Origin of the sequence: Protofrankia sp. Cr1, assembly GCF_963555865.1 — a bacterium.
GTDB lineage: Bacteria > Actinomycetota > Actinomycetes > Frankiales > Frankiaceae > Protofrankia.
Window position 1 is genome coordinate 1 of record NZ_CAUVXO010000533.1, and the last position, 2796, is coordinate 2796.

Annotated in this window: 2 protein-coding genes, 1 tRNA gene and 1 pseudogene; 2 read left to right on the plus strand and 2 right to left on the minus strand. The window is 67.1% G+C overall.

Annotation, left to right across the window (positions count from 1 at the left end; all coding sequences use genetic code 11):
- Positions 1–839, plus strand: a pseudogene (locus U9980_RS25285) (serine/threonine protein kinase); the annotation flags it as partial.
- A 183-nt stretch (positions 840–1022) separates the two neighbouring features.
- Here U9980_RS25285 and U9980_RS25290 read toward each other — a convergent pair.
- Positions 1023–1095 (minus strand) — tRNA-Thr (locus tag U9980_RS25290).
- 122 nt (positions 1096–1217) lie between these two features.
- Positions 1218–1976 carry a FadR/GntR family transcriptional regulator gene (locus U9980_RS25295; RefSeq protein ID WP_322770219.1) on the minus strand — a complete coding sequence of 253 codons (759 nt, stop codon included), beginning with the start codon at positions 1974–1976 and terminating at the stop codon, positions 1218–1220.
- 473 nt (positions 1977–2449) lie between these two features.
- Here U9980_RS25295 and U9980_RS25300 point away from each other — a divergent pair.
- Positions 2450–2796: MarR family winged helix-turn-helix transcriptional regulator (locus U9980_RS25300; RefSeq protein ID WP_322770220.1), on the plus strand; the 347-nt coding region annotated here is incomplete at its 3' end.

A 2796-nucleotide genomic window follows, 5' to 3' on the forward strand; every position in this document is an offset into this window, starting at 1 on the left:
TGCTCGGCCCGGCGACCGATCTGTACTCGCTCGGGCTGGTGCTGTACTGGTTGTTCGCCGGGCAGCTGCCGGCACGTCCCCGCGTCGGGCCGTTGACCGGAGTACATGCGGCGCTGAGCACGGTGGTCATGCGGGCGGTGGACGAGGACATCGACGCGCGCTACCCGTCGGCGCACGCGTTCACCGTCGACCTCGCCGAGGCTGCCACGGAGGCGCTCGGAGCGGGCTGGCTCAAACGCAGCGGCCTGATCCTGCGGGTGGATGACACGATCCGAGAGGCAGCCACCCGCCTACCGTCCCCACCGATCCAGCCGATCCAGCCGCCGCGCCGGGTCGAGGACGCTGTCCGCCCGGTCCCCGGCGATAGCGCTGGGGACCGGGCGACGACGCCACCCGGTCAACCTCACCCGCCTGCTCCGGCACCACCGGCAGGTTCGCCTGCCCGCACGCCGCTGCCGGCGCTGATCGCGACCGTGGCCGGCACTGGCACTGGCACTGGCACTGGCACTGGCACTGGCACTGGCACCGAAGGGTTTTCCGGGGACGGCGGGCCGGCCACCCACGCCCAACTCGCGAACCCGACCGGGGTGGCGGTCGACAGCACCGGCACCCTCTACATCACCGACCGGGGCAACCAGCGGGTGCGCCGGGTTGGCACCGACGGAACGATCACCACCGTGGCCGGGATCGGCACTGCCGGGTTTTCCGGGGACGGCGGGCCGGCCATCCATGCCCAACTCGCCAATCCCTACGGGGTGGCGGTCGACAGCACCGGCACCCTCTACATCGCCGACTGGGCCAACAACCGGGTGCGCCGGGTCGCCACCGGCAGCCAATAGCGCCTTGGGGCGAATCGGCTCGATCGCACGGAGACTACGTCTCGCCGCCGGTCCGCAGCGTGCCGCCGAGCATCCTGATCGCGAAACACGGCGAGGACGGCCCATGAACGACTCGGGTACGCCACCGGGTACATAACGATCACCGCGGGGTCACGCCAACGGCAGCAGCCCAGGTCGGATGGGAGCCGGCGAGGGGATTTGAACCCCTAACCGCTCGATTACAAGTCGAGTGCGCTGCCAATTGCGCCACGCCGGCCAGTCCAGGTACCTCCCTAGCGTAGAGCATCAACGGACGGTTGCCCACGACGGGCCGATGCTCCCGGCAGGCAGCCCCGCGGCCGAGCCACCGGTCGGGTGCCACCGGTCAGGAGCCACCGGTCAGGAGTAGATCATCATGGGAGCCGAGCCCAAGCTGATCATCCCGAATTCGTCGTCGATCGCGCCCTGTGTTTCCCAGAACTCGACCGCGCCTACCACGTCACAATCTTCGATCAGGTCGGTCAGCCGTATATAGCGGGCCAGGGACTGCTCGATGAAGCGACGCCCATCGTGGTCCGAGATATTGCGCAGAACGGCATCGTACTGGTGGTGGAGCAGCGATGAGACAAGCTCTGTCATCAGTATCAGGGTCCGATTGCGGGAAGTCCGGACCACCAGCACACGAAAATCAGCCGCGCGCCGGGAGAAGTCAACCACATTACGAGCGGAACCGGCTGCAACGAGGCATGCCCGCATTTCCCGGAGATCCGCCGCGGTACGGCGCTTCGCCGCCAACGCCACAATCCCCGAATCCATGACGACCCGGGCCTCGGCCAGATCCCGGACGGGCGTTCCCTGCATCTGCAGCCGCAGGCCTGCCTGCCGGGCGAGGACCCGCGTGTCCGGCTCCTGGACCAGCGGCCCGAGGTGGGACCCACGGCGCAGGATGATCAGAGACTCTGACTCGAGGATGCGCAGCGCCTCGCGCATTGTCGGCCTCGCGACACCGTAAATGTCCATCAGCTCGGTTTCCGGTGGAAGATGGTCGCCAGGCCGGATGTCACCACGCGCGACTCTTCCGCGCAGGTCGTCGGCTACCATCTCGGAGAACTTGTTGACGCTCGGCCCGTACCCAGCCCGGGGTGTGGTCATACCCATGTGGCCGCCTCCTCGCTGAAGCGTAAAAGGCCATGCTAACGGGCCGCAGGGGGTACCTACTTGTCACCGTGGGCTTCTTGTGAGAGCGCCCACGCCATGTGAATCCACCCACACCGATATTCGTTGTAGATTGGGCTTTCGCGCCCGCCGACAAAGCAGCTCGAACAGTGGCTGACGACACCGCCGAAGGAGGCGCGTGTACGGCTCTTGCCGCACCGCCGAGACGGCGGGGAAGCCGGTCTGACCCATCACCACATCCACGCACCAACTACGGAAACGGGTGGACCCGACACGGCCGGCCGGGAATCCACGGTCGCAATAGAGTCGAAGGGTTGCCCGCCAACCAGAGGCGACGCGATCAGGAATCTTCTCGCGACACGAGGGCCTTAAATACCCAGAGTCACCATCCGGAACATTTCGTGCCGGCCAGGCGGCATACGGGAGACGCGGTAAAGAAAGAGGGGGAGCTCGAAATGGCGTGGGACGAACCACTTCCCTCCGCCGTGGCCCGGCTCGGACATTCGATCAAGCGGGCGGAACAGGCGCTCATCCGCGAGAAGACCCGGGCCCTGCGTGATGTCGGGCTTTCCGTCCCGCAGTACACCGCCCTGTTCACCCTTGCCGGGTCACCGGGTCTTTCCGGTGCCCAGCTCGCCCGCAGGTGCATGGTCACACCCCAGTCGATGGCCAGCCTGCTGTTCACGCTCGAGACCAAGGGACTGATCATACGTGAGCAGTCCGACGTCCACGCGAAGGTGTTTCAAAGCCGGCTGACGCCGACCGGTCTGACACTGCTGCGGCGGGCCGACGCGCTCGCGCT

Coding starts and splice junctions, on each gene's coding strand:
- U9980_RS25295 (WP_322770219.1), bottom strand. CDS start 1,976: ATGGGTATGACCACACCCCGGGCTGGGTACGGGCCGAGCGTCAACAAG.